20 protein-coding genes and 1 pseudogene are annotated in these 21,433 nt (G+C 42.2%); 10 read left to right on the top strand and 11 right to left on the bottom strand.

Features of this window, described 5'->3' with window-relative positions; translation table 11 throughout:
* Positions 1-68: 68 nt before the first annotated feature.
* Positions 69-434, bottom strand: a complete 366-nt coding sequence (locus tag RAM70_RS01095) for a type II toxin-antitoxin system death-on-curing family toxin (RefSeq protein ID WP_238567844.1) — start codon at positions 432-434, stop codon at positions 69-71.
* A gap of 17 nt (positions 435-451) precedes the next feature.
* Positions 452-649 carry a hypothetical protein gene (locus RAM70_RS01090; protein WP_002739031.1) on the bottom strand — a complete coding sequence of 66 codons (198 nt, stop codon included), beginning with the start codon at positions 647-649 and terminating at the stop codon, positions 452-454.
* A gap of 596 nt (positions 650-1,245) precedes the next feature.
* Between RAM70_RS01090 and RAM70_RS01085 the strand changes: the two genes are divergently transcribed.
* Together RAM70_RS01085 and RAM70_RS01080 are read left to right on the top strand one after the other, a co-directional pair.
* The gene (locus RAM70_RS01085) at positions 1,246-1,737 is read left to right on the top strand and encodes a helix-turn-helix domain-containing protein (RefSeq protein WP_045359021.1); all 492 of its coding nucleotides are present in this window, start codon (positions 1,246-1,248) and stop codon (positions 1,735-1,737) included.
* Positions 1,738-1,748: 11 nt separating this feature from the next.
* The gene (locus RAM70_RS01080) at positions 1,749-2,315 is read left to right on the top strand and encodes an IS630 family transposase (RefSeq protein WP_080754277.1); all 567 of its coding nucleotides are present in this window, start codon (positions 1,749-1,751) and stop codon (positions 2,313-2,315) included.
* Here the strand turns inward: RAM70_RS01080 and RAM70_RS01075 are convergent.
* From RAM70_RS01075 to asnS, 4 genes and pseudogenes are all read right to left on the bottom strand, one after another.
* Positions 2,295-2,744, bottom strand: a complete 450-nt coding sequence (locus tag RAM70_RS01075; RefSeq protein ID WP_312671982.1) for a hypothetical protein — start codon at positions 2,742-2,744, stop codon at positions 2,295-2,297. The two genes, RAM70_RS01080 and RAM70_RS01075, sit on opposite strands and share 21 nt — an antisense overlap.
* 65 nt (positions 2,745-2,809) lie before the next feature.
* Positions 2,810-4,024 (bottom strand): annotated as a pseudogene (locus RAM70_RS01070) (ISL3 family transposase).
* A gap of 149 nt (positions 4,025-4,173) precedes the next feature.
* Positions 4,174-4,758 carry a hypothetical protein gene (locus RAM70_RS01065; RefSeq protein ID WP_288001204.1) on the bottom strand — a complete coding sequence of 195 codons (585 nt, stop codon included), beginning with the start codon at positions 4,756-4,758 and terminating at the stop codon, positions 4,174-4,176.
* Positions 4,759-5,099: 341 nt separating this feature from the next.
* Positions 5,100-6,464, bottom strand: a complete 1,365-nt coding sequence (asnS, locus tag RAM70_RS01060) for an asparagine--tRNA ligase (RefSeq protein ID WP_045360148.1) — start codon at positions 6,462-6,464, stop codon at positions 5,100-5,102.
* 142 nt (positions 6,465-6,606) lie between these two features.
* Between asnS and RAM70_RS01055 the strand changes: the two genes are divergently transcribed.
* From RAM70_RS01055 to RAM70_RS01045, 3 genes are all read left to right on the top strand, one after another.
* The gene (locus RAM70_RS01055; RefSeq protein WP_312675766.1) at positions 6,607-7,830 is read left to right on the top strand and encodes an RNA-guided endonuclease InsQ/TnpB family protein; all 1,224 of its coding nucleotides are present in this window, start codon (positions 6,607-6,609) and stop codon (positions 7,828-7,830) included.
* 76 nt (positions 7,831-7,906) lie between these two features.
* Entirely contained in the window at positions 7,907-8,305 is a 399-nt protein-coding gene (locus tag RAM70_RS01050) for an NINE protein (protein ID WP_002788179.1), read from the top strand.
* The gene (locus RAM70_RS01045) at positions 8,302-8,832 is read left to right on the top strand and encodes a ComEA family DNA-binding protein (protein WP_312671981.1); all 531 of its coding nucleotides are present in this window, start codon (positions 8,302-8,304) and stop codon (positions 8,830-8,832) included. The genes RAM70_RS01050 and RAM70_RS01045 overlap by 4 nt, the downstream gene beginning before the upstream one ends.
* Before the next feature lie 290 nt (positions 8,833-9,122).
* On the opposite strand, the gene gyrA is transcribed toward RAM70_RS01045, so the two are convergent.
* The 3 genes from gyrA to RAM70_RS01030 all read right to left on the bottom strand — a co-directional run bounded on the left by gyrA (position 9,123) and on the right by RAM70_RS01030 (position 13,673).
* Positions 9,123-11,675 carry a DNA gyrase subunit A gene (gyrA, locus tag RAM70_RS01040; protein WP_312671980.1) on the bottom strand — a complete coding sequence of 851 codons (2,553 nt, stop codon included), beginning with the start codon at positions 11,673-11,675 and terminating at the stop codon, positions 9,123-9,125.
* A 206-nt stretch (positions 11,676-11,881) separates the two neighbouring features.
* A complete protein-coding gene (locus RAM70_RS01035; RefSeq protein ID WP_002777835.1) occupies positions 11,882-12,466 on the bottom strand; it encodes a DUF4276 family protein in 585 nt (194 codons plus the stop codon).
* Positions 12,459-13,673 (bottom strand): AAA family ATPase, encoded by a 1,215-nt coding sequence (locus RAM70_RS01030; protein ID WP_312671979.1) that lies wholly within the window; start codon positions 13,671-13,673, stop codon positions 12,459-12,461. Before RAM70_RS01030 ends, RAM70_RS01035 begins: the two co-directional genes overlap by 8 nt.
* A 285-nt stretch (positions 13,674-13,958) precedes the next feature.
* On the opposite strand from RAM70_RS01030, the gene RAM70_RS01025 reads away from it, so the two are divergent.
* Both RAM70_RS01025 and RAM70_RS01020 read left to right on the top strand, forming a co-directional pair.
* Positions 13,959-14,483, top strand: a complete 525-nt coding sequence (locus tag RAM70_RS01025) for a hypothetical protein (RefSeq protein ID WP_190380706.1) — start codon at positions 13,959-13,961, stop codon at positions 14,481-14,483.
* Complete coding sequence (locus RAM70_RS01020; RefSeq protein ID WP_288001193.1) at positions 14,483-15,295, top strand: urease accessory protein UreD; 813 nt, start codon at positions 14,483-14,485, stop codon at positions 15,293-15,295. The genes RAM70_RS01025 and RAM70_RS01020 overlap by 1 nt, the downstream gene beginning before the upstream one ends.
* A gap of 204 nt (positions 15,296-15,499) precedes the next feature.
* Here RAM70_RS01020 and ispE read toward each other — a convergent pair whose 3' ends face one another.
* Entirely contained in the window at positions 15,500-16,441 is a 942-nt protein-coding gene (gene ispE, locus RAM70_RS01015) for a 4-(cytidine 5'-diphospho)-2-C-methyl-D-erythritol kinase (protein WP_190380708.1), read from the bottom strand.
* A 17-nt stretch (positions 16,442-16,458) separates the two neighbouring features.
* Positions 16,459-17,265, bottom strand: coding sequence for a 16S rRNA (adenine(1518)-N(6)/adenine(1519)-N(6))-dimethyltransferase RsmA (gene rsmA / locus RAM70_RS01010; protein ID WP_190380709.1), 807 nt, complete (start codon positions 17,263-17,265; stop codon positions 16,459-16,461).
* A gap of 124 nt (positions 17,266-17,389) precedes the next feature.
* Here rsmA and crcB (RAM70_RS01005) point away from each other — a divergent pair, with 124 nt between their 5' ends.
* The 3 genes from crcB (RAM70_RS01005) (at position 17,390) to RAM70_RS00995 (ending at position 21,383) form a co-directional block, all read left to right on the top strand.
* Positions 17,390-17,779 carry a fluoride efflux transporter CrcB gene (gene crcB / locus RAM70_RS01005; RefSeq protein ID WP_045360165.1) on the top strand — a complete coding sequence of 130 codons (390 nt, stop codon included), beginning with the start codon at positions 17,390-17,392 and terminating at the stop codon, positions 17,777-17,779.
* 158 nt (positions 17,780-17,937) lie between these two features.
* Positions 17,938-18,342 carry a fluoride efflux transporter CrcB gene (crcB, locus tag RAM70_RS01000; protein ID WP_045360167.1) on the top strand — a complete coding sequence of 135 codons (405 nt, stop codon included), beginning with the start codon at positions 17,938-17,940 and terminating at the stop codon, positions 18,340-18,342.
* 506 nt (positions 18,343-18,848) lie between these two features.
* Entirely contained in the window at positions 18,849-21,383 is a 2,535-nt protein-coding gene (locus RAM70_RS00995) for a glycogen/starch/alpha-glucan phosphorylase (protein ID WP_312671978.1), read from the top strand.
* Positions 21,384-21,433 lie beyond the last annotated feature (50 nt).

The raw sequence follows: 21,433 nt of genomic DNA, 5'->3' as shown, positions 1-21,433 counted from the left end.
AGTTGAGCGGCAGCCGCCAAACTTTGGCTTTTATAAATCACTTTGGTAAGGTCGAATCCAACACGGTGTTAGCTTGCTCCAACGTTTTGCCGTAACCAATTGGTAAAGGCAACACGTTCTAATTCACCAGAGGCTAAAGCTAAAATGACTCGTTCTTGCTCATCTACAAAAGCATTAATCTCCAGTCCATTCAACACCAGAAATGTTTCCATTGCCCCATGACCAGTGCGCTTGTTGCCATCAAGAAATGGGTGATTCATCACAATTGAAAATCCCAAAGCTGAAGCTTTATCAACAATTGTCGGATAAAGATACTGCCCGCCAAATGTCATGCGTGGTTGAGCAATAGCAGACTCTAAAGAACCTAGGTCACGAATACCCATAGCTCCTTGGGACTGTTGAATAATTTGATGATGTAAATCGAGGACTTCCACTAATGTTAGATAGCGTATCATGCTAAACGACGATAAAGTTCAGCGTTTTTCTTGAGTACATAGCTTGATGCTTGAGTAAATTCGTTTTTAGGACCAACCAACCAATCTTCTATGCTGGCACTGAGTAAGTCTTCAGGGGAAACTTGGCTGTTCTGAGCTAACTGTTGTAATCGTCGAAACTGCTCATCTGAGATATTAACAGTAATGGAAGCCATCAAAAACCTCTCAATAGTCTAAATATTTAACATTATAACCTCCGTAAACCTAAATATGGAACCTGTTACAGTTAATTAACGCACCCCTCAAGTCTTCTCTGTGGCCCAGCAATGCTCTAAAGTTGATATAGCGTTTTTCAGTCTGCTGAGGTACAAAAGTTATGGGTTTTAGGCAAAAGGCAAGAGGCAAAAGGGAAGAAAAATAGGTGTACCTCACTAGCTTAGGAAACGCTATATTTTAATTGGGGACAATTTGCCAAAAAAGCTTTCACTTTGTCATCTCACTCTAAGGGTGAAGTTGTGCGGCGGCAGACAAGCTTGAACTCTCGTCAATAACCTCTGTTCCGTCCGCACCAACGCAGTGTTAGCTGTCTGGCAATAACGCAACTGCCAACTTGACCGGATTATCTGCTGGTAGATGTGACCCATTTTTTAGAGTTCTTCTACTTGATATCCCTGTCTCTTGGCAATTTCAAGGATTGGGTTGATGTTATCAATCCCCCACTGATTACAAACGGCAATTGTCTGATACCAATTCTCCAAAATCTGACTACAAATAGTGTAGAATATCATCTTAGTAGAGTTAAAGGAAAAATATGGCAGGAGTTTCTAAGATAGAAATCAGAGAAAGCGAAGCAGAACTCAAGGAACTGCTCAGACAAGAAAAAACTGGTTCAGGAAAAGAAAGAATACAAGTATTGTACTTATTAAAGACAAAAAAGGCAAAAACGGTGACAGAAGCCGCCGAAATGATCGGGAGAAACAGAGTCACCGTACAAGATTGGGTAGGAAAATACCGTCAAGGGGGATTAGAAAAATTATTGTCGAAAAAAGTGGGTACAGGAAGACCAAGAAAAGTTCCCCAATGGGCAGAAAAAGCCTTAGAAAAAAGATTAAAAGAAAACCAAGGGTTTGATAGTCAGGTCGAGATTTGTGAATGGTTAGAGAAAAAAATAGGGATAAAAGCAAAGTATAAAACCGTTCATAAATTAGTATATTATAGACTAAAAGCGTCACCAAAAATAGCGAGACCAAAAAGCCTAGAGCAGTCAGAAGAAAGGTTAGAGTATTTTAAAAAAACTTCTTAGAAAACCTGGCAATGCTGAGTTGGGTGGCAATGATAATGATGGGATTAGAGGGAAAAATTCGCTTTTTATGTGAAGATGAAACTCGAATAGGACTGAAGACTATCAGTGGCAGAAAAATCACAGCAAAAGGGATAAAACCTTATGGGAAGGTGCAGTGGAAATTTCAAGCAACTTATATATATGGAGTGGTAGAGCCGAAGACAGGAGAGCATTTTTTTTACGAATTCACTCATTTAAACAGTCAATGTTTTCAGATATTTTTAGAGTTAGTTGCTGAACATTTTGCCGATAGTATTTTAATCATCCAGTTAGATAATGCTCGATTTCATAAGGCGAAAAAGTTAAAAATTCCCGACAACATTATACTGATATTTCAACCGCCCTATTGCCCTGAATCCAATCCAATTGAACAGATTTGGCAATACTTAAAGAAGGGATTGAGATGGAAATTACCAGCTTCTTTAGATGAATTAAGAGAATTAATTACCGAGAGACTGAAAGTTATGACCCAGAAGGTAATTGCTTCGATTACAGGACGTGCTTATATTCTTGAGGCTTTATCTGTAGTCGGTATTTAGAGAATTGGTATGACCATCTCCGGTTTGGAGTAACTGCTCCTCGTTTAAGAAGTAGCGTTTAGCCCCTCCCTTTTCCGTCGCTTTTTCTAGTAGGGCAACAACACCAAAGCTACGATGAATTTCATCAGGGAATATCTGGCGTAATTGGTCGAAAGTTGTGTCCGGATTTGTTTGGAGGTGATGAGTAACGATAGCTAGTACGAGCTGGCGCTTATTGTAAATATTTCCAAGGAACTGATATTGCGTCTTATCTTTACTAAAACTGGCAGCCGTTCTCTGAGCCGATGCTTGCTCTCTCACCTTCACTTGGTACTCTTCTGCTTCTGGCAATGGGATAATTTGTTCAATGTCAAGCAGAAGCTCTTCCCCAAGCTTATAGGGTTGTAGCCGAACACAACGGATATCCAAATCTCGATCGTTTAGCCACATTACCGTTGTGGTTAGCTCTCTAGAAAAGTTAGCCGATGCGGCTCTTCGTTACTCTTTATGCTAAATCAACAGACAAGATGCCAAGATAACATACTTCTAACCCAAAAATTCCGAAAGTTTCTAAAGCCATAGCCTCGCCGTTTTATTAGTTTAAGTTTATTGTTGATCCCCTCGACTACCCCATTCGTTGTTCTTCGCTCGAAATAACTAATGATTTCTCCAAACCAGTTTCGGATTGTTTGACAACTCTTGGTAAAAACACTGGAGGATTTTGCCAACCATTCCGAGATAGATAGCAGTCCTTCTGTCGGATTCTCTGAGGTTTCATAAATCTTTCTGAATTCTTCCTTTAATTCCTGCATCTTTTTCAAATTTGGCCAATTTTCTTTGATAGCTTCTCGTTTAATTTTTTGGGGTTCCGTTCAATCTTCTTCATTTTTTAATAGGCTATATTTACTTCGCTTTAAAACTTCTAGCTTCGCTTCTTTTTCCGCTTTCTGTTTTTTATTTTTCTGCGCTTCTACGGCTCTTTTTTCTGCTCTTCTCTGTTCGTCTAACTCTTGATTAATTTGTTTCATTACATGGAATCTATCGGCGACTAATTCAACCGATGACATCAATTCTTTCACCAAATTTTTATAGGGCAACCAAAGGTCTATGCTCACTTCTTCAATTGGCTCTAACACCTCTTTTCCCCAGCCTGTAAGCGTTTTTCTCAACTCCTCTTGTGTTCGCTTCTCTAGAATAGCTATTAGTTTTCCCGTATCTAAATTTACTAAAACCGCACAGTAATTTTTTTGTCCTTTGACTAGAGCGATTTCATCAATTCCTAGTCTTTTTAATTCCGATAGGTCTGGCTCGGTAATTTCTTCAGCAATGTCCTCTAGCATTCTTTGAATCTCTTCTTCCGTTACGTCATTTCTTCGACTAACATTTAAAATATCTCCTGATTTTAATTGTTCGAGTATATTTTCGGCTAGTCTTTTCGTATAGGTTCGTTTACTGGCGACAAAATCTAACTCTTCGCTCAAGGGTTTTCGACAATTATCGCACTTAAATTGACGACGATTAACTTGTAGGTACACTGGTTGTCCTGAGATTGGTAAATCTTTGACTAAATATCGATGATTTTGGTGTAGTTTATCGCTCTCTAACCCACAACGAGGACAGATTGCTTTTTTCTTTTTCGATTCGACTGGTCAAACTATACCGACATTTTCTAGGTGTCGATAGCCTTGAATAGAGGTTCCTTCTAGGTTCAAAAATTTGTCAAGTATCATAAGTAAAATACTCTGGTTTTTGGCTATTATATCAAATCTTAACTCGATTGTCTATCTTTTGGTATTAACCTGTTTGTGTCTAAAATCTCTCCCTGTATAAATTTCAGCTATTTTTGAGCGTAGGCACTATCATCGAATTTTATTTTAAGTTAATTATTTGCATAACAATTACCGAAGAGCCTCGGATCTTGTAGATGAGGTTTAGGGGCCAAAGCGCGAATTTGATGCGTTGTGGAGCCTTGTTTAATTGTGCAATCCATGACAATACCAAAAAGATTACCAGTTACAGAATAATCATAGTCGGTATTTTTTATTTCACCCTTGTAGGAAAAGTCATTCGTTTCCATGGCAATTTTCATCATCTTCTGAATGATAACACCCTGGTTTTCAGGGCTAAGCTCCCACTTTTCCATATTGCGTTTGGTGTCGCTGTATGAAGCTTTAACACCACCCGAAAGAAAATCAAAAAAACTCAGACCACCACTAACGTCTGTTTTGGCTAAATCACTATATAAATGCTGTTTTGATGCATCCAGAAGTGACTTCACCAAATTATCGAGATTTATGATATCGGCTGGCGTAACGCATAGCAGGTGAAGCTCAAAATCCACGTTGATATCACCATGTGCGGGAACAGTGTAGGTAACACCGGTAAGTTGTCCTTGGCCGTAGGAATCCACACTAACGCCGTCTTCACTAGAATCTAAAGCAATTAAAGGGAGTCGAATGTACATTTGATGACCTCACTATCTTTGAAAAAAGGGCTGTGGCGAAAGCGAAAGTCCGCCCCATAAAGGCCTAACTGTGTGATCGCCCTCTAGCACCCAGGTCAAGCAACAGCCCAACCCAACGCCAAAGGCGGATAGCAAAACAATACACATTCACCCCCACAACTGTATTAAAAGATACAATTTTATAAATCTTTACATTCTCCTCCCTTCAGATTTTGGGGTTTTTGGGGAGTTCAAGAGCTTGGACTTGTACAATAAAGTTGTACAAGTCTCCAAAGACCAAGCAAATTAGCGCTGAAAGCTTAAGGATTACAACCTTTCTCCTGTCGATCCTAGACATCATTCTAAAAGTCGGCACTTAAAGGGGTACGGGGGAAAGGAATCACATCGCGAATATTGGTCATTCCCGTCATGAATTGTACCAGACGCTCGAATCCTAAACCAAAACCGGCGTGGGGAACGGAACCGTAGCGACGCAGATCCAAATACCACCACAAATCATCGGGATTCATTCCCTGTTCCTGCATTCTTTGGATTAATACATCTAATCGTTCTTCCCGTTGGGAACCGCCGATAATTTCGCCGATCTTGGGCGCTAAAATATCCATAGCGGAAACAGTTTTATTATTGTCATCTAGACGCATATAAAAAGCTTTGATTGTCTTGGGATAATTGGTGACAATCACGGGTTTTTTAAATAGTTCTTCCGCTAGATAACGTTCGTGTTCTGACTGTAAATCTACGCCCCATTCTACGGGAAACTCGAACTGACGATCGGCTTTTTCCAATAACTCGATCGCTTCGCTATAGGTAATCCGGCCAAACTCACTATTAACGATATTCTCGGCCGTACTTAACACCGTTTTATCGATACGTTCGTTAAAAAACTGCAAATCTTCGGGACAATTTTCTAGGACGAATTTAAAGATATATTTCAGAAAAGCTTCCGCTAAATCCTGATCCCCTTCCAGATCACAAAAAGCCATTTCCGGTTCCACCATCCAAAACTCGGCCAGATGACGGGAAGTATTAGAATTTTCGGCGCGAAAAGTCGGGCCAAAAGTGTAAACATTAGATAAAGCCATGGCCATTACTTCCGCTTGTAATTGTCCACTGACGGTTAAATAGGCCCGTTTACCAAAGAAATCCTCGGCAAAATTGGCGGGTTTTTTTAAATCTAAACTGGTGACAGTAAATAATTCTCCCGCACCTTCGCAGTCGTTGGCGGTAATAATAGGAGTATGTACCCAAATAAAGCCCTTTTCTTGGAAAAAAGTGTGGATAGCGGTAGCGCAAGCGTTTCTAACCCGCATTACTGCTCCTAGGGTGTTGGTTCTTGCTCGCAGATGGGCAATAGTTCTCAGAAATTCAAAGGAATGACGTTTCTTTTGTAGGGGATAATCCGGGGGACAGTCACCATAAAGGGTGATTTCGGCCGCTTTTAACTCGATATTTTGCCCTTTACCCGGGGAAGGAACCAAATTTCCCGAAACAGCGATCGCCGCTCCTGTACCAATTGTCTTTAGTACACTTTCATAGTCGGGTAAAGTCGGTTCGAGGATAACTTGTAAGTTGGCCAGGGATGAGCCATCATTAACTTCCAGGAAAGTAAATTCTTTTAATTCTCGTTTTGTTCTCACCCAACCCTGCACGGTGACGGATTGATCCGGTTGTCCTGTTTGAAAGATTTCCTTGATTCTGGTAGTCATCGCGTATCCCTATGTTAGAACCAAAGAGTATTTTAACTGAATGTCAGCAAAAGTCCCTCGCTTTTATGGACTTCTGCTGACTTTGTATATAGACAATTCTCGAAAACCATGTTATCATAGTTATAGTTTCTTGATAACTCTTATGTACAAAGCGTACAAATTCAGACTTAAGCCTAATACCGAGCAAGAAATAGCCTTAGCAAAAAGCTTTGGTTGTTGTCGTTGGTTTTGGAATTATTCCCTGAATTTATGCCAAGAAACCTATAAAACCACAGGAAAAGGACTGACACGAAACTATATTCAGGGACTATTGCCTAGTCTCAAAAAAGAATATGAGTGGTTGACAGATGCTTATTCCCAGTGCTTACAGGTTGTCGCTTTGAACTTATCCCAAGCTTATCAAAATTTCTTTGAGAAACGGGCGAGATTACCAAGATTCAAATCTAAACATGGTAAACAATCAATTAGCTATCCAGCTAATGTCAAATTTGAAGGTGACTACCTCAAATTACCGGGTAAAGTTGGATTAGTTTATTGTGTTCGTCATCGGGAATTTGCAGGAACAATTAAAACCGTTACTATCTCAAAAAACCCAGACGGTAAATACTACGCTTCTATTTTAGTTGATGACGGGCAATCTCCCCCTGATCAAGGGGAGCAGGGGGGTGACGAAGGCGGGGGGATAGATGGAAAAGCCATAGGAATTGATTTAGGATTAACTCATTTTTGTATTACCAGTAATGGTAGTAAATATGATAATCCTAGACATTTAGCCAAACATCAACGTAATCTAAAAAGGAAACAACAAAAGTTATCGCGTAAAAAGAAAGGCAGTAACAACCGTCAAAAAGCTAGAGGTAAAGTAGCTAAAGTTCACTCTAAAATCTCAAGATGTCGTGAGGATTTTCTCCACAAGCTATCCCGTAAGATAGTTAACGAAAACCAAGTTATTGCGGTAGAAAATCTCAATGTCAAAGGCATCGTACGCAATCATAATTTAGCTAAGGCTATTAGTGATTGTAGTTGGGGAGTGTTTTGTACAATGCTTAAATACAAGGCAGAATGGGAAGGAAAAACTTATATCGAAGTTGATAGGTTTTTCCCTAGTTCTAAAACTTGTCATGTCTGTCTGAATCAAGTGGGTAGTTTATCCCTTGATGTTAGAATATGGACTTGTGAACATTGCAAAACAATCCATGACCGGGACATAAATGCGGCGATAAATATTCGAGATGAAAGCTTACGGATACTTGTACTGAGCAAAGCCGAAGTATTGTCGTTAGGAACTAGCGATACTGCCTATAGAGGGGATATAAGACCAAAAGCTGGGCGTAAGTCCGTCTTGAGGCAATCCCCTGTGAAATAGGAAGCTCTCAAAGACCTTGAGAGTAGTTCACGATAGAAAGTTCAGATCAGGCTAAAATCAATCTCGAACAGGTCTCATGCTTCTGGTGGAAAAATTATTAAGTAAGCCCAAAAGCCGTAAATTAGCGATTTTTTTGGCTTTTATCGGCAGCATTCTCGCTTTACCCTTTCCTATCGCCGGTATTCATAAATTCTATCTCGGTCAACCTCTCTGGGGAATTATTTATCTTCTCCTCTGGCAAACTCCGATTCCCCGGGTGGCTTGCGCGATCGATGCAGTGTGGTATTTAATCCAAGATAACCAATTTTTGGCTAACTATTTTCCCACTGCCACCGCTGCTGCCACTGTCCCCAGTTTAGAGCCTAAACAAGTAGAGGCGATCGGGGCAGCTTTAAGGGAATTAGAGCGCCTCCGGCAAGAAGGATTAATTTCTGAGTACGAATTTGAAGAAAAACGGCGACAATTACTACAATGACACCGCAAAACTGGTTAGGGCGCACTTTTAACCCTTTAAAAGCCAAAATTAGCAATGATCCCTATTATCGCTTTCGTTCCCTCGATGAGATCGCTATGGCGGCGCAATTGGGCATTAAAATTAATGTCAGTCAAGCGGGTGTGGATGATTGGCTGCGATTGCCAGGGATATCCATCCATCAAGCGCGAATGTTGGTGGAATTGCTGGGGATGGGGGTAGAATTGCTTTGTCTTGAAGATCTAGCGGCTGCTTTGAGTGTTCCTGTGGCTAGATTGAAAGCTTGGGAACCGATTCTAGAATTTGCCTATTATAGTCCCGAAAGTCACCTCGCACCCCCTAAAATCAATCCTAACACTGCCTCGATCGAGCAGTTAACTACCCTGCCCCTGATCAGTGATAATTTGGCAGCTGCCATTATTAAAAATAGAGAAGAACAGGGATTATTTAAGAATATTGTGGATTTTAAAGGGCGTTTATCCCTAGGCGCTCAGGAAATCTCCCAATTAATGCACTTTTTCCAGTTTTAATCCCAAATCCTCAGGAAAGGAGACAGCAGATAGGAGATAGGAGTCAGGAGATAGGAGTCAGGAGATAGGAGTCAGGAGTCATACTAAATCTGGTTATTAAAGATTGATTATTTATTCCCCTTTTTGCATGAGTGCATGAGTAGAAAACGGGTTTCTCCGAGAAACCCGTTTTCTGTGCGTTACTCAACGGATTTAGTATCAGGAGATAGGAGATAGGAGACAGGAGATAGGAGTCAGAAGATTATTTTTATTTATTCTCCCCACTTCCCACTTCCCACTTCCCAGCAAATCTAAATGTCTTCAGATTCCTCCGCATCACTAGGGGGAACTAGGGCCACCGCAGCGATCGCATCGTCCTCATCGAGTTTTTGCACCCGGATGCCTCCGGCCGATCGCGATTGGGGAGTAATAGCATCGACGGATTGACGGATGATAATGCCCCGTTCGGTGATAATCATAAATTCCTCGTTGGGGTTAACAACGTGCAGAGCCGCTAATTTATCGTTCTTTTTGCGGAATTTAATCACTCTGACTCCTAATCCCGCCCGATTTTGCAGACGTAGGAGGGTAACGGGAACCCGTTTTCCTAGTCCTGCCATGGTAATTGCTAACACCCAGGGGCCATTATTAGCCACTTCGGGGTTAATTTCTTCGCTTTCGTCCTCGGTTTCTTCTTGGTTAGATTCAGCGATTTGGGCGACAATTTGACTAGGCAGAATGTCCATACTGATTAATTCGTCACCTGAGCGCAATTTCATCGATTTTACGCCTTTAGTTGCCCTTCCCAGGGAGCGCAATTGTTGACTATCGGCCTTAAAATGAATTGCCATCCCCTGACGAGAACCGATAATGACGCTATCTTCCTCTTTGGCCAAGCGAACCCAACGTAGTTGATCACCGTCTTCGAGAGAAATGGCGATTAAACCGTTCGATCGAATATTACTAAAGGCAGCGAGGGCGGTTTTCTTGATAAATCCCTTTTGTGTGAGCATAATCAGGTAATTATCCTCGCTGAACTCGCTGACTGCCACCACCGAGGTAATTTTCTCCCCTTTGGGAATCTCTAACAGTTGCACGATGGGAACCCCGCGAGCGGTACGGGAACCGGTGGGGATATGATAGGCATTGAGACTATAGACAACCCCGCGATCGGTGAAAAAGAGAACGCTATCGTGATCGCGGCAGGTGATAAAGTGATCGATGCCGTCGTCTTCTTTCATTTTCGCGCCAGCTTTGCCCCTTGTTGCCCGATTTTGGGACTCAAAGGTATTAACGGGCATTCTTTTGATGTAACCCTGTTCGGTGACGAGAATTAAGGCCTGTTCGTTGGCAATCAGGTCAGTTTCGGCGATTTCTCCTTCCCGTTGTTCAATATGACTGCGACGGGGGGTAGCGTGAATCGTTTTGATCTGTTGCAGTTCTTCCTCGATAATGCTGTCGATCCGTTCTTTTTTGGCTAGAATATCCTGAAGATCGCCGATTTTTGTCAGTAATTCCCCGTGTTCTTGCTGAATTTTCTCCGATTCTAGGGCGGTTAACCGTCGCAGCTGCATTTGTAGGATTGCGTCCGCTTGCACCTCTGAAAGACCAAAATTCTGCACTAATCCCTCTTTTGCACTAGCTGTGTCGGCAGCACTGCGAATCAGGGCAATGACTGCATCGAGACTAGCGAGGGCAATTAGTAAACCCTGAAGGAGATGATCTCTTTCCTCGGCCTTGCGGAGTTCATAACGGGTACGACGGGTGATAACTTCTAGGCGAAAATCGAGGAAAACGCGGAGAAACTCCCTTAAAGTCAGTAATCTCGGTTCGTTATCGACTAATGCCAACATATTCGCCCCAAAATTGGACTGGAGGGGCGTTTGTTTATAAAGATTGTTGAGGACCACGCGGGGATAGGCATCTCGTTTCAGTTCGATCACCACCCGGATGCCGTCGCGATCGCTTTCGTCCCGCACATCAGAAATACCGTCTATTTTGCGATCATTGACCAAATCGGCGATTTTTTCGATTAATGCCGCTTTATTGGTTTGATAGGGTAGTTCGGTGATAATAATCGCATCTCGATCAGGTCTTCCCCTTTGTTCGATGGTTTCAATGGTGGCGACTCCCCGCAGGGTAATGGAACCCCGGCCGGTGGTGTAAGCTTCCTGAATGCCGTCTCTGCCAAGGATATGCCCCCCGGTGGGAAAGTCCGGCCCTGGGATATAACGCTGTAATTCCGTATCGGTGAGATCGGGGTTATGGATGAGGGCAACGGTTCCATCGATAATCTCGGCCAGGTTGTGGGGGGGGATATTGGTGGCCATACCGACGGCGATGCCGGATGAGCCATTAATTAGCAGTTGCGGGACTCTAGAGGGTAAAACCACGGGTTCCTGTTGGGAACCATCGAAGTTATCGGCAAAATCGACCGTTTCTGACTCGATATCCTGTAGTAGGGCGTTGGTGGCCAGGGTGTGCAGACGACACTCGGTATAACGCATGGCTGCCGGGGGATCGTTATCGATCGATCCGAAGTTACCATGACCGTTAATTAGGGGATCGCGCATGGAGAAATCCTGGGCCATGCGGACGAGGGCATCGTAAACAGCAGTATCCCCGTGGGGGTGGTATTTTCCTAATACTTCCCCGACGACTCTAGCGCATTTCCGGAAGGGGCGATCGGGGGTTAATCCTAGTTCGTACATCGCATAAAGAATGCGCCGGTGTACGGGTTTCAGTCCGTCCCTAGCGTCGGGCAAGGCTCGCCCGACGATGACGCTCATGGCGTATTCTAGGTAGGAACGGGACATTTCATTGCTTAAGTCTGTGGGGACGATATGATCCTGGGCGGCGGTCATAGGGGGGTTAACTCCAATAACAAGGCAAAAAAAGCGTTTTTGTGATTAAATTCGCTAAAAGTCGGGTTTTTACCCTTTTGATGTGCAGAATATGCCCATTTGTACGACTATTTTACCATAAAATCCCTCTTTTTTGGGGTTTAGAATAGTGTCAAGTTAGCAGCGATCGCAGATACCTTGGCTGGGATGGACAGGTTAATGGTTTGCTATCCTCTTGACAGAGATTGCAGAAAGTCGAGAAGATCTTTAAAAGAAGGACAACAAGTGGCACAAAGTTCTAAATTTAGCTTTTGGGCTAGTTCAAGATTCATGTTGGTACTATAACGGGGTTTTCTATTTTCACCGATTGACAATTTGATCAATTCTTCTTTCGGTTTGATAATTAGGTGAGGGTTTGGGTGAGCTTTTCCCTTGCCTCGTCCCACATATTTAACAACTTCTGGATCAGACCAAAACCAAGCCTCTAATTCTTCTATTGGGATGCAGATATATTTCCTGATACCATTAATATTAGAACAGCTTAATTCTAAGTGATCTCGCAATTGTTTTTCATCGTTAAGAGAGTTATTCTTGGGATTACGATCTAAATCATGAACAATGATAAAAGCATCACATCCTTCCCTTGTCATCACTTTAAGTTTTGCTGACAGTTTTCTCTTTAATGTACTAGAGGATTTAGATGCCCAAGATTTTGTCCTAGTATTTGTCCCCAGCACGCGATGGATAATTTGACGAAACACATCGCAGTCCGTCTCATCTTCGGCAATTATGGCGATCAAGTTACTACTCATCGAGAATACCACTGTAAATCCAGTCTCCTAAATCTCCTTCTTCACAGAGGTACTCGACAACTTTTTCAATCTCTCCTTCTTCTAGTTTCCTAACACTTGTCCGTCCCTGGTTACGATAAACTAAGCTAATATTTTCTGGCTTTGTCCAAGCTACTACTTGTGGTGAATGAGTTGATATAATTAAATGTTCAGCCCAAGTATAGGATTTAATTTCATTTAATAATTTTGCTAACATTGCGGGATGTATTTGTGTTTCTGGCTCCTCAATTATGGTTGTTGCATTAGGATGGTGAGCAATTATTTCGATCAGAATTGATAAAACTCGCAAGGTGCCATCGGAGAGTAATCCAATATTGACTCCATCTAATAATACTGAAGCGATGTACTCTTCGTCTTTATCTTGGCCTGTCTGTCCAGAATGCTCACTCAAAACGAACTTCTGCACAGTGATTTTCTTGGCAAGTCTTATTCGTTGACAAACATTTTCTAGTTCATCAAAATCATCCGTACCCACCCAACGAAATATTCTCCGAGCTAGAGTATCTGCTAGATCAAATCGACTGGCAGAAATCTTCTTACTTGCCACCTTTAATAAGGAAGGCTGTCGTCTTGATGTGCGACGGATAGGAGCTTTGCCAAGAAGACGAATCCCTTTTAAAATAGCATAAACCCACTGCATTTCTGGAGGTAAATTTAGCGATGAATTTCCAGGTATATTTGACTGTCGCAGCGAGGTAGTATTGCCAAGAATAGCAAATATTGGCTCACCATTATTATTAAAGCTTGTTAGTCCAAATTCGGTTTTCCAGAGAAGTTCTTGATCTCCATCAATATACTGACAAGAATCATTCCAAGAAAAGGAATTTTCCAAGGAATTATCGTTAGTGGTATCATCTATGTCTGTATCTAGATCGTCCATAGAAAAGGGGATGATTAGCTCATACCTGTATCCTAAGCGCCGGTTAGTCGGTGTTAGAATTTCAACCTGCAAAATTGAGGGAATGCTATCACTATCAATCATCCAAGAGCCGATCGATCTACCGATAGCACAGGATGAGATGGCTTCAAATCCTTCTAGGATAGCGGATTTCCCCGCACCGTTTCTCCCCACTAATACCCCAACTTGGTTAACTAGGGATAGGGAAACTGGACCACCTAGCACACCCCAACCATCGAGGGTAAAAGATAATAGTCTAGGCTGGTTCATATTAAAACAATTCTAGTTTTTGGGACCATACAGGGCTTTATTAGTTAATTATATCCAATCTATCTGATCTTCCCTCAGTTTTCTGGGCTGGTGGCTGACGATCGCCGATGAAGACCACTTTTAGCAGTTTTTCCCTCGATAATTAGGATAAAATAAAAATGCGATCGAGAGTTAATATTATGGCCCGATCAGCAGCTCAAGAATCGATGATGATTGAGCTTAATGATCCCTTAACTCCAGCGAAGACTATTAACCTGATTTTCCCAGCGCAAAAATTCCCCCAAAATGCTTACTCCTCTCCTCTGGCAAAGTGCCAATCCCCACCCCGATAATCTGGAGAATTTCCAAATTATTAGCCAATGGTGGCAAGATTTAAATCTTAAGGAAGTCTTCTGGCAACAGCGTTTAATTCCCGCTCCTGGCTCTCTGGAAGATATTAATTGGGAGCAGCAAGGTTTTGATGAAAAATTTATCATTCAACTGCCCCAAATTCGGGGGATTACCCTCTATTGGCATAAATCTACTTTTGCTGACGAAAGAAGCATGACACCTAAACAATTAATTTTAGATCGGGAACGGGAGCAATTAGACATTTATCCCCAATCCCAAGCTAGTTTAGTTATTCGGGTGACGAAACCCCATCTGGTTTATCAAAAATTCGAGCTAAAAAATCCTCTCCTGGTCGGCAAAAAAGCAGAAAGTGAATATATTTTACTGTTCAGGGATAAAGAACAGCAAATAGAAGTTAAAATTAATCTCAGTCCTGAAAATTATCGGCAATTTCTAGAAACCATGACCGAGGATCAATAATGTGGCAGGGAAACCTAGAACTAATTTACACGCAAAAAAATCTCGCAACCGAGATTAATCACGTCTATGCTACCGCCCCTTTAAAAGTACAAAGACCTTTTTATCCCGAGGGAAAAAATCTTTGTCATACGGTGATTTTACACACGGCGGGGGGAATAGTTGGGGGTGATGTTCTGCAACAAAAAATTCATCTCCAAGCCGCTACTAATGCCCTGATTACCACTGCTTCTGCCGGAAAAGTTTACCAGAGTAATGGTCAGATGGCACAGCAATTAATCGAGATTAAAATTGATGACAATGCCGGTTTAGAATGGCTACCCCAAGAAACAATTATCTTTAATGGTGCGGTATTTCGCCAACATTTACGAGTGGATTTAGGGGAAAATAGCAGTTGGCTGGGATGGGAAATTACCCGTTTTGGCCGCAGTGCGCGAGGGGAGAAATTTTTAGCGGGAGAATGGCATTCTAATTGGGAAATTTGGCGATCTGGACAACCTTTATGGCTCGATCGATCCTGCCTGTTAGGTGGTAAAATGATCGAGGGATTTTCTGGTTTAAATGATAGCGCCCTGATCGGTACTTTAGTTTATATCGGTCAACCGGTGGACAGAAATTTAATTGAGAAAGTGAGAGATTTTTCCCTAGAAGGAGAGATGGGAGTTACTAGCACTTTAGGAGATGGTCTTTTATGTCGTTATCGGGGTAATTCTAGCGGTGAAGTGCGACAATGGTTTCAGCAGGTTTGGCAAATTTTAAGGCGAGAAATGAGCGATCGAGAGGCAATTATTCCGCGAGTTTGGTTATCTTGGTAAAGGCGGTCAATTAAACCTCTTGCATAATTAATTTTTGAGGGTTCAAAAACGTCAAAAATAGGGATTAAATCGCATAAAATCTGTAAATAGACCATTTAACTGATTATCATTCATTCTTAATTCTCCTGACTACTGACTACTGGCTACTGACTCCTAACCCTAACAACAATTTTTGATTTTTACAAGAGGTTAATTGTCATTTTTTCAAGTCACTTGAATGCCTGTATCGGTGATTGGGGCTATCCAAAATTGTAGATCGGGAGCGACGAGAATTTCCCGGGCCTCTTTAACGATAGTTTCCGCCACTTCCTGAGATGAACAGAGAGTAAAAACCGTCGGGCCAGAGCCTGACATCATCGTTCCCAAGCCGCCTAAATCGCCCATAACCTGTCTTAACTCGGCTACGAGGGGAAATTCGGGTAAAACCACCTTTTCGAGGTCATTATGGATAAATTTGCCGATAGCGGCTGGTTTTTTCTGGGCAATCGCTTGTACCAAAGCCCCGGAACTCACCTGCTGACGACGGTGATGAAATTCCTCTGGAGAAGACAGATAGGTATCTTGAAATTTTTGCCGATAGCTTTGGTAGGCCCAGGGTGTAGAAACGGATAAATGATCGTATTTAGCTAAAATCACCCATAATCCGGTCAGAGGAGCGATCGGATCGAGAATTTCTCCCCTTCCCGTACAGATAACCGTTCCTCCTGTCACACAAAAGGAAGTATCGGAGCCCAATCTTGCCGCTAAAGTTTCTAATTCCGGACGGGTTAACCCTAATTCCCAGATTAAATCGATGCCGACTAACACCGCCGCCGCATTGGTGGACCCCCCCGCTAAACCGGCAGCCACGGGAATATATTTCTCGATGCTGATATCGATGCCGCCGTAATTGGCAAAGATGCGGGGGAATTCCCTCGCCATCAAAGTGGCGGCGCGATGGGCGAGATTACTGCTATCTTGGGGGACGAGGGGATGATGGCAAAAGAGACGGAATTCCTGCAATCCGTTCGGCCGGAGAGTGATGCGATCGCATAATGCCACCGTCTGCATCACCATCACTAACTCGTGGAAACCATCAGGACGATCGCCAACGATTTCTAGATATAAATTAATTTTAGCGGGGGCTAGAAGGGTATAACTGTGCATTTGTCAAGAAAAAAAATCTAAAATTTTGGCAATTGATCTAATTTTTCCGCCAAGTCAATCCATTGCGATAAACTGAGATCTTCGGCGCGAGCGAGGGGATTAATTTCTAATTGTGTCAGGATTTGGCTTAATCGATCGCTATCCAGACAATTTTTTAGATTATTGCGTAACATTTTGCGCCGGTTGGCAAAACCCCAGCTAATTAAAGTGGACAAAAAGGCTGGATTGCTGACATTATTCGGCAAAACACGGGGTAAAAGCTGAATTACCGCCGAATCCACCCGGGGAGAGGGAGAAAAGGCCCGCCGGGGTACGTCACAAATCCATTGACAATCGGCAAGGTATTGAATGCGGACGCTGAGAGCGCTGTAAGCTTTGGTGGAGGGGACAGCGACTAATCTTTCGGCGACTTCTTTCTGGACTAAGAGGGTAATACTCTGGTAAGGGGGGGTGAAGGGATGGGCGATCGAACCGAGCAGCTTTTCGAGAATCGGACCGGTGATATTATAGGGAATATTAGCCACTACTTTATTAACCGGCGGCAGTTGCTCCGGTTTAAGGGTAAGAAAGTCCCCCGGGATGAGATGAAAGTTATCTTGTTGGCCAAATTTTTTGTTTAAAATTGTCCATAGATCTCGATCGATTTCTACAGCGACAACCAATCGAGCGCCATCGAGAAGATGACGGGTTAAAATGCCTGTACCCGGGCCGATTTCTAATACCCGATCCTCTGATTGTAAATTAGCAGCGCCGATGATGCGATCGAGTATCGATTCATCTTTTAACCAATGTTGTCCAAAACGTTTACGCGGTTGAATTTTCATCCCTTTATTTTAAAGTCAGAGGGTTGTCCTCAACAATAACACCCCTGAAAATATGGGCCATGCGATCGATAACCGCATCAATTATCATAGAGCCTAGACAAAGATAGCAAAAAAATTAGAGACAATGTCAGATTTGAACGATGTTTTCGCAATTGTAGCCGGAGCGGTTCCGGGGGCGTTATCTCGTTATCATATTACCGAATGGACAAAAGCGAAATTCGGCTTACGCTTTCCATCTGGAACTTTTATTATTAACTTAACTGGCTGTCTAGCTATCGGCTTTTTTTGGGCTATTTTACCCAGTTTTCCCTTTTATTCCCACGAACTAGATTTAATGGTGAGAACGGGATTTTTAGGAGCTTATACGACCTTTTCTACCTATAGTTTAGATATCCTGATCCTCTGGCGCAATCAACAAAATTTTCTCAGTCTTTTTTTTGCCGTTGCTAGTATCATTTTCGGATTGATTGCCGTGAGAATTGGGGCAGCTATTGCCCAAGTTTTTCTAGGTTAAGTAGGTAGGCGTTAAAAACTATCAGATCCCCCCGCCTATCGGCACCCCCCTTATTAAGGGGGGCAGGGGGGATCGAACCTAAAATCCATTTTTAATTTAATTATAACCAGCTACTTAATTCTCCAATTTATTGACTATTGAAGGGCAGGAGAGACAGCATGGATTGTTTCAGAGGACGTTATGGTCTATCCGTGGCGATTGGGGCTATTTTTGGGGCTTTGAGTCGTTTTTATATTGCGAAATTAGTTGAAAGTCTTTTCGGTCAAGAATGGCAATTTTTGGGGACATTTTTTGTTAATGTTTCTGGCTGTTTAATTATTGCCTATATCTTTACTATGATTAGGGAAAATATTCGCATAATTGCCCCAGAATTAGGATTGATGATTGCCACGGGTTTTTGTGGTTCCTATACAACTTTTTCCGCCTATAGTTTGGAGTCTAACAAGTTTTTAGAGCAGGGAAACGTGACTTTCGGTTTAATTTACTGGTTGGGCAGTGTTCTTGGGGGGATGATGGCGCTTAAAATTGGAGTTATTTTAGCAAGAACAGGTTTTCCTAGATGAGTTATTAAATAGATTTTGCGTCTGATCCCCCCTGCCCCTAGGGTTGATTCATAGTAGGGTTGATTCATGAATCAACCCTACTACCTTGATCAGGGGGGTGTCTGACAACTTTTAACACCTAACTACTTAAGCATCTCAGCACAATTGAGACTATCTTTTTCCTTTCCTACTCAGTCTTAACAAGTGATGTCTCGATTGGTTTGAAACCAACTGCCTTCGAGTAATCTTAGTATATGGACTGTTTTGACATTTTCACGCCATCAAGGGGTATAGAGGGCGATTTTCCCAAGATTATCGCCCCGATAAAACCCGCTCCACCCGTCACAAAAGCACGCACTGCTCAGACTTTCCCCTATTTTCACTTCCTATCGGTAACTGAAATTTAATCACCTTAACTTTATTATTACTATACCTTAATCTTAGTCAAGATTTAAGCTTTTCTTGATATAATTTTGGGTCTGGTTATCTTAAACTAAGAGCAGCCAATCTTCAGTAAAAACACTCCTATGGATACATCTCCAGACACGAGTTTTGTTTGTCCGATTATCATCGAAGACGACAGAACAGGATTAGACACAGAAACTATCCGACGGGCTTTAAGGGATAATTTACTCTATATTCAAGGTAAATTACCGGAATTAGCCAGCAAAAACGATCTTTACATGGCCCTGGCCTATACCATACGCGATCGTTTATTGCAGCGTTGGTTAACCACCCAACAAACCTATCTAAAAAAAGATGTCAGAACCGTTTGTTATCTCTCGGCAGAATTTTTAGTCGGTCCCCATTTGGCCAATAATTTAATTAATCTCGGTATCTACGAACAGGTCCAGAAAGCTGTCAGCGAATCGGGATTAAAACTAGAAGAATTAATTGCCCAAGAAGAAGAACCGGGGTTAGGAAATGGTGGTTTAGGTCGTTTAGCTGCCTGTTATCTCGATTCCCTTTCTACCCTAGAAATTCCAGCTATTGGTTACGGTATTCGCTACGAATTTGGTATCTTTGATCAAGAAATCCACGACGGTTGGCAGGTAGAAATAACCGATAAGTGGTTACAGTATGGAAATCCCTGGGAAATTGCCCGACCGGAATCATCGGTAGAGGTAAAATTTGGCGGTTATACCGAATCCTATACCGACGAAAATGGTAATTATCGCAGTCGTTGGATTCCCGATTATGTAGTCAAAGGAATTCCCTACGATACCCCAATTCTCGGCTATCGAGTTAACACCGCTAATACCATGCGTCTCTGGAAATCAGAAGCTTGTGAATCTTTTGATTTTGGTCGCTTTAATCGCGGCGATTATTATGGTGCGGTGGATAATAAAGTTCACTCGGAAAATATCAGTAAAGTTCTCTATCCTAACGATGAACCAATTCAAGGCAAAGAACTGCGTTTAGAACAGCAATATTTCTTTGTTTCCTGTTCCCTACAGGATCTGATTCGTATTCACTTATATGAGAACCCTAGTCTCGATAATTTTCATCAAAAATGGTCAGTACAATTGAATGATACTCACCCTTCCGTCGGGGTGGCTGAGTTAATGCGCTTGTTAATTGATGTGCATCATTTCGATTGGGATAAAGCTTGGTTTATTACTCAAAATACCTTCGCCTATACTAATCATACTCTTTTGCCAGAAGCTTTAGAAAAATGGCCTTTGAGTATTTTTGGTCGTCTTTTCCCCCGATTAATGGAAATTATCTATGAAATTAACTATCGTTTCTTGGATAAAATTCGCATTATTTATCCCCATGATGACGGCAAAATGTCCCGTTTGTCTATAATCGATGAAAGCGGCGAAAAATACGTCCGTATGGCTCATCTCGCCTGTGTGGGTTCCCAGGCAATTAATGGGGTGGCAGCCCTCCATACAGAATTACTGAAAAAAGATGTTCTGCGCGATTTCTATGAACTCTTTCCCGAAAAGTTTAGCAACAAAACCAATGGAGTTACTCCCCGGCGCTGGATGGTTTCTAGTAATCCCCGCTTGACTTTTGCGATTACCGAAAAAATCGGCGAAAATTGGATTAAGCATCTGGAGGATTTACGCGGTTTAGAAAACTATGTGGATGATGGGGGATTTCGGGACTCTTGGCGACGAATTAAATACGATATTAAGGCAGATTTAGCGAATTATATCGATAAAAAAGTCGGCATTAAAGTTGATCCTAGTACCCTCTTTGATGTGCAGGTAAAACGCATTCACGAATATAAACGGCAACATCTCAACGTTTTACATATCGTCACTCTCTATCATCGTCTCAAAAATAACCCCAATCTCGATATTACCCCCCGTACCTTTATTTTTGGTGGGAAGGCAGCCCCGGGTTATTTTATGGCAAAATTAATCATTAAATTGATTAATTCTGTGGCGGAAGTGATCGATAATGATCCGACGATTGGAGGACGTTTAAAAGTGGTTTTCCTACCTGATTATAATGTCACCTTCGGTCAACGGGTTTATCCAGCTGCCGACTTGTCTGAACAAATTTCCACCGCCGGGAAAGAAGCTTCGGGAACTGGTAATATGAAATTCTCTATGAATGGGTCCTTAACTATCGGCACTCTCGATGGGGCAAATATCGAAATTCGTGAAGAGGTGGGGGCGGAAAATTTCTTTCTTTTTGGCTTGACAACCGAGGAGGTTTATGCTAAGAAAGCCGCCGGTTATAATCCCCAAGAATACTATTACCATAACGAAGAATTGCGGGCAGTATTAGACCTCATTGGTTCGGGATTTTTTAGCCGGGGTGATAGTAGTTTATTCCGCCCGCTTGTGGATAATCTTATCTACAATGATCCCTATATGTTACTGGCCGATTATCAGTCCTATATCGATTGTCAGGAAGGAGTCGGTTGGGCCTATAAAGATCAAGAACATTGGAGTCGTTTAGCAATTCTTAATGTGGCCCGCATGGGTAAATTCTCTAGCGATCGCTCGATTCGGGAATACTGCGAGGAAATCTGGCGGATACAACCGGTAAAAATTGAATTACCCGATTATATTCAAGCTAATGCTGGTTTATCGGTAAATTAGAACAAATCTAGGCAGTAGGATCCTGTTTATTTGTCCTACTGCCCACAGGA

The organism is Microcystis wesenbergii NRERC-220, from assembly GCF_032027425.1.
GTDB lineage: Bacteria > Cyanobacteriota > Cyanobacteriia > Cyanobacteriales > Microcystaceae > Microcystis > Microcystis wesenbergii_A.
This window is presented reverse-complemented; position numbering and strand designations above follow the sequence as displayed.

Bases quoted from the DNA above. Each gene is read 5' to 3' on its own strand.
- RAM70_RS01080 (WP_080754277.1), top strand. From the start codon at position 1,749: ATGCTGAGTTGGGTGGCAATGATAATGATGGGATTAGAGGGAAAAATT.
- crcB (WP_045360165.1), top strand. From the start codon at position 17,390: ATGTCAGATTTGAACGATGTTTTCGCAATTGTAGCCGGAGCGGTTCCG.
- RAM70_RS01085 (WP_045359021.1), top strand. From the start codon at position 1,246: ATGGCAGGAGTTTCTAAGATAGAAATCAGAGAAAGCGAAGCAGAACTC.
- RAM70_RS01075 (WP_312671982.1), bottom strand. From the start codon at position 2,744: ATGTGGCTAAACGATCGAGATTTGGATATCCGTTGTGTTCGGCTACAA.
- RAM70_RS01090 (WP_002739031.1), bottom strand. From the start codon at position 649: ATGGCTTCCATTACTGTTAATATCTCAGATGAGCAGTTTCGACGATTA.
- RAM70_RS01035 (WP_002777835.1), bottom strand. From the start codon at position 12,466: ATGAGTAGTAACTTGATCGCCATAATTGCCGAAGATGAGACGGACTGC.
- ispE (WP_190380708.1), bottom strand. From the start codon at position 16,441: ATGCACAGTTATACCCTTCTAGCCCCCGCTAAAATTAATTTATATCTA.
- RAM70_RS00995 (WP_312671978.1), top strand. From the start codon at position 18,849: ATGGATACATCTCCAGACACGAGTTTTGTTTGTCCGATTATCATCGAA.
- gyrA (WP_312671980.1), bottom strand. From the start codon at position 11,675: ATGACCGCCGCCCAGGATCATATCGTCCCCACAGACTTAAGCAATGAA.
- RAM70_RS01025 (WP_190380706.1), top strand. From the start codon at position 13,959: ATGCTTACTCCTCTCCTCTGGCAAAGTGCCAATCCCCACCCCGATAAT.
- RAM70_RS01055 (WP_312675766.1), top strand. From the start codon at position 6,607: ATGTACAAAGCGTACAAATTCAGACTTAAGCCTAATACCGAGCAAGAA.
- crcB (WP_045360167.1), top strand. From the start codon at position 17,938: ATGGATTGTTTCAGAGGACGTTATGGTCTATCCGTGGCGATTGGGGCT.
- RAM70_RS01030 (WP_312671979.1), bottom strand. From the start codon at position 13,673: ATGAACCAGCCTAGACTATTATCTTTTACCCTCGATGGTTGGGGTGTG.
- RAM70_RS01020 (WP_288001193.1), top strand. From the start codon at position 14,483: ATGTGGCAGGGAAACCTAGAACTAATTTACACGCAAAAAAATCTCGCA.
- rsmA (WP_190380709.1), bottom strand. From the start codon at position 17,265: ATGAAAATTCAACCGCGTAAACGTTTTGGACAACATTGGTTAAAAGAT.
- RAM70_RS01065 (WP_288001204.1), bottom strand. From the start codon at position 4,758: ATGTACATTCGACTCCCTTTAATTGCTTTAGATTCTAGTGAAGACGGC.
- asnS (WP_045360148.1), bottom strand. From the start codon at position 6,464: ATGACTACCAGAATCAAGGAAATCTTTCAAACAGGACAACCGGATCAA.
- RAM70_RS01045 (WP_312671981.1), top strand. From the start codon at position 8,302: ATGACACCGCAAAACTGGTTAGGGCGCACTTTTAACCCTTTAAAAGCC.
- RAM70_RS01050 (WP_002788179.1), top strand. From the start codon at position 7,907: ATGCTTCTGGTGGAAAAATTATTAAGTAAGCCCAAAAGCCGTAAATTA.